The 2,943-nt window shown below is 76.2% G+C and carries 3 protein-coding genes; all 3 read right to left on the bottom strand.

Features of this window, described 5'->3' with window-relative positions:
* Positions 1–1,263, bottom strand: a 1,263-nt coding sequence (locus tag GTW08_RS09555) for a coenzyme F420-0:L-glutamate ligase (protein ID WP_161151783.1), incomplete at its 3' end; no start/stop codon positions are given.
* Positions 1,256–2,254 carry a 2-phospho-L-lactate transferase gene (cofD, locus tag GTW08_RS09550; protein ID WP_073576350.1) on the bottom strand — a complete coding sequence of 333 codons (999 nt, stop codon included), beginning with the start codon at positions 2,252–2,254 and terminating at the stop codon, positions 1,256–1,258. The genes GTW08_RS09555 and cofD, both read right to left, overlap by 8 nt.
* An 18-nt stretch (positions 2,255–2,272) precedes the next feature.
* The coding region (locus GTW08_RS09545) for a DNA-3-methyladenine glycosylase family protein (protein ID WP_161151782.1) at positions 2,273–2,943 on the bottom strand (671 nt) is incomplete at its 5' end.

The raw sequence follows: 2,943 nt of genomic DNA, 5'->3' as shown, positions 1-2,943 counted from the left end.
CGCCGCCCAGTCGTCGGGCAGGTCCAGGACCCGGCGGGCGACGTCCGCGGCGAAGATCGTCGAGCCGACCCAGCAGGACGCCAGCCCCTCCGCGGCCAGCGCGACCAGCAGGGACTGCACCGCCGCCCCGCCGGCGACGGTGAACATGTCCCGCTCGGCGGCGTCCCGGGCCGGGTCCGGGTAGCCGTGCATCCCCGCGGTGGACCGGAACGCCAGCACCAGCTCCGGGGCGCGTCGCAGCAGGTCCCCGCGGGCGAGGCGACGCTCCACCTCGTCGGCCGGGCGCCCGTCGGCGACCAGGTCGGCGCGCCAGCGCTCGCGCAGCGCGTCGAGCACCGCGGTGCGCCGCGCCGCGTCACGCAGCCACACGAACCGGAACGGGGTGCTGTGGTGCGGCGCGGGCGCGGTCAGCGCGACGCCCACGGCGCGGCGCACGGCGTCGTCGTCGACCGGCTCGTCGGCGAAGTCCCGGGTGCTGCGACGCAGCAGGACCGCCTCGCTGCGCCCGCGGGCGATCGCCTCCTCGGTGCCCAGCCAGAACAGGTCCTCCTCGATGGGCCGGATCAGGTCACGGGCGGTCGAGCCGTCGTCGGGCAGGGCCGCGCCGCGCAGCACCGCGACCGGCAGCCCGCCGAGCTTGCCCTTCACCAGGTCCGCGGCCGCGGCGATCTCGTCGGCGACGGCGATCTCGGTGACGACCAGGTCGTTGCCCTGGCCGTCGACGGCGCCGGAGTAGCCGTGCAGCACCGGCAGTCCGGCCGAGCCGATCGCGATGTCGGTCTGGCCGACCCGCCAGCTGCGCCCCAGCGTGTCGGTGACGACGACGCCGACCTCGACCCCGAGCCGCTCCCGCAGCCCGGCGCGCAGCCCGGCCGCGCTGGCGTCCGGGTCGGCCGGCAGCAGGGCGAGCTCGTCGCGGCGGACGTTGGAGCCGTCGATGCCCGCGGCGGCCTGCACGATGCCGAGCTTCCCGGCCACGATCAGCGTCCGGCCCTTGCGGGCCACCACCCGCTCGGTCTCCTGGTCGACCAGCCTGCGGCGCAGCGCGTCGCGCTCCTCCTCGTCGGCGGGGGCAGGCACCAGCCTGCCCTCGACCTTGGAGAACACCTTGCTGGTGACCACCACGACGTCGCCGTCGCGCAGCCAGGTCATCCGCTCGGCCAGCGCGGCGGTGAGGTCGTCGCCGGGGCGGAACTCCGGAAGCCCCGGGACTCCGATGATCTCCAGCCGCTGCGACGCGTGGTCGGGGAAACCCTCAGACACCGACGCCCGCCAGCTCGAACGCGGCGCGGGCCATGGCGGCGGTCGCGTCGTGGTCGGTCATCAGCAGCGGCACCTCGCGCACGGTCGCGCCGGGCACGGTCGCGGCGTCGCCGGTGTGCACCAGGTAGCCGTCGAGCAGTCCGCCCTCGCCGCGGCCGCCGTAGTGCCGGCCCACGCCCTCGGCGCTGGTCTCGACGCCGATCGCGGTCAGGCAGGCGTCGGCCATGCCCCGCACCGGCGCCCCGCCGACGATCGGGGACAGCCCCACGACCTTCGCGGGCGTCGCCGCGAGGGCCTGGGCCATCCCGGGGACCGAGACGATCGTGCCGATCGACACCACCGGGTTGGACGGGGCGACGAGCACGACGTCGGCCCCGGCGATCGCGGCCCGGGCGTCGGGCAGGATCGCGGCCTGGTCGGCGCCGACCGAGGCGAAGCGGTACGCCTTCGGGGCGGCCCGGTGCCGGATCCACCACTCCTGGAAGTGGATCGCGACCTGCGGGGTCTCCTCGACCGCGGCCGGGTCCGGGTTGTCGATCACGACGTGGGTCTCGACGCGGTCGTCGGAGGCGGGCAGCACCCGCACCCCGGGCTGCCAGCGGTGGCAGAGCGCCTCGGTGACCTGGGACAGCGGGTAGCCGGCACGCAGCATCCGGGTGCGGACGAGGTGGGTGGCGACGTCGCGGTCGCCCAGCCCGAACCAGGTCGCCTCGGCGCCGTAGGCCTCCAGCTCGGCCTTGACCGACCACGTCTCGTCCGAGCGGCCCCAGCCCTTCTCGACGTCGATGCCGCCGCCGAGGGTGTACATGACGGTGTCGAGGTCCGGACAGACCCGCAGCCCGTGCAGCCAGATGTCGTCGCCGACGTTGACCACGGCGGTGACCTCGTGCGCGGACTCGCCCGACCCCACGGGGGGCAGTCCGAGCGCGTGCTTCACGCCTTGCAGGAAGCGGGCTCCGCCGACGCCGCCGACCAGAACGGTGACCTTCACACGGCGACCCTACGTCGGTCAGAACGAGCGGTAGTCGCGCGGGGAGAACCGGGGCCCGAACCGGGGACGGCGGAACCCGGACGCCTCGATGTAGCGGACCGCGCGCTGGCGCTGCGGCACGTAGGGAGCGAGCACCTCGAGCATCCCCGCGTCGTCGAGGTCGTGCCCGAGCAGCGCCCAGCCGACGGTGTTGGGCACGTGGAAGTCGCCGAAGCTGACCGCGTCCGGGTCGCCCCAGGCGCGCTGGGCGATCTCCGCGGCCGTCCACACCCCGATGCCGCGGACCCGGCGCAGCAGCACCCGGCCCTGCTCCCCGCCCAGCTCGGCGGCCCGTTCCAGCCGGTGGGCGACGACGGCGGCGTGCAGGATCGCCGTCCGCCGGGCGTGGTCGACGCCGGCCCGGTGCCACTCCCACTCCGGCACCGCGCGGATCTGCCCGGGTGTCGGCGGCACCCGCATGCCGGCGGGCACCACCCCGGCCGGGCCCGGTGCGGGCGACCCGAACCGCCACGCGAGCTCGCGGAACGAGCGGTGCGCCTCGGTGCCGGTGACCTTCTGCTCCAGCACCGCGGGCAGCAGCGCGTCCCACACCCGGCCGGTGGAGCCCAGCCGCAGCCCGGGACGGCGCCGGTGCGCGTCGGCGACGAGCGGGTGGTGCGCCACGAAGGCCGATGGGTCGTCGTCGGCCC

It is taken from the genome of Pseudonocardia sp. SID8383 (assembly GCF_009864975.1).
Classification (GTDB): domain Bacteria; phylum Actinomycetota; class Actinomycetes; order Mycobacteriales; family Pseudonocardiaceae; genus Pseudonocardia; species Pseudonocardia alni.
This window is presented reverse-complemented; position numbering and strand designations above follow the sequence as displayed.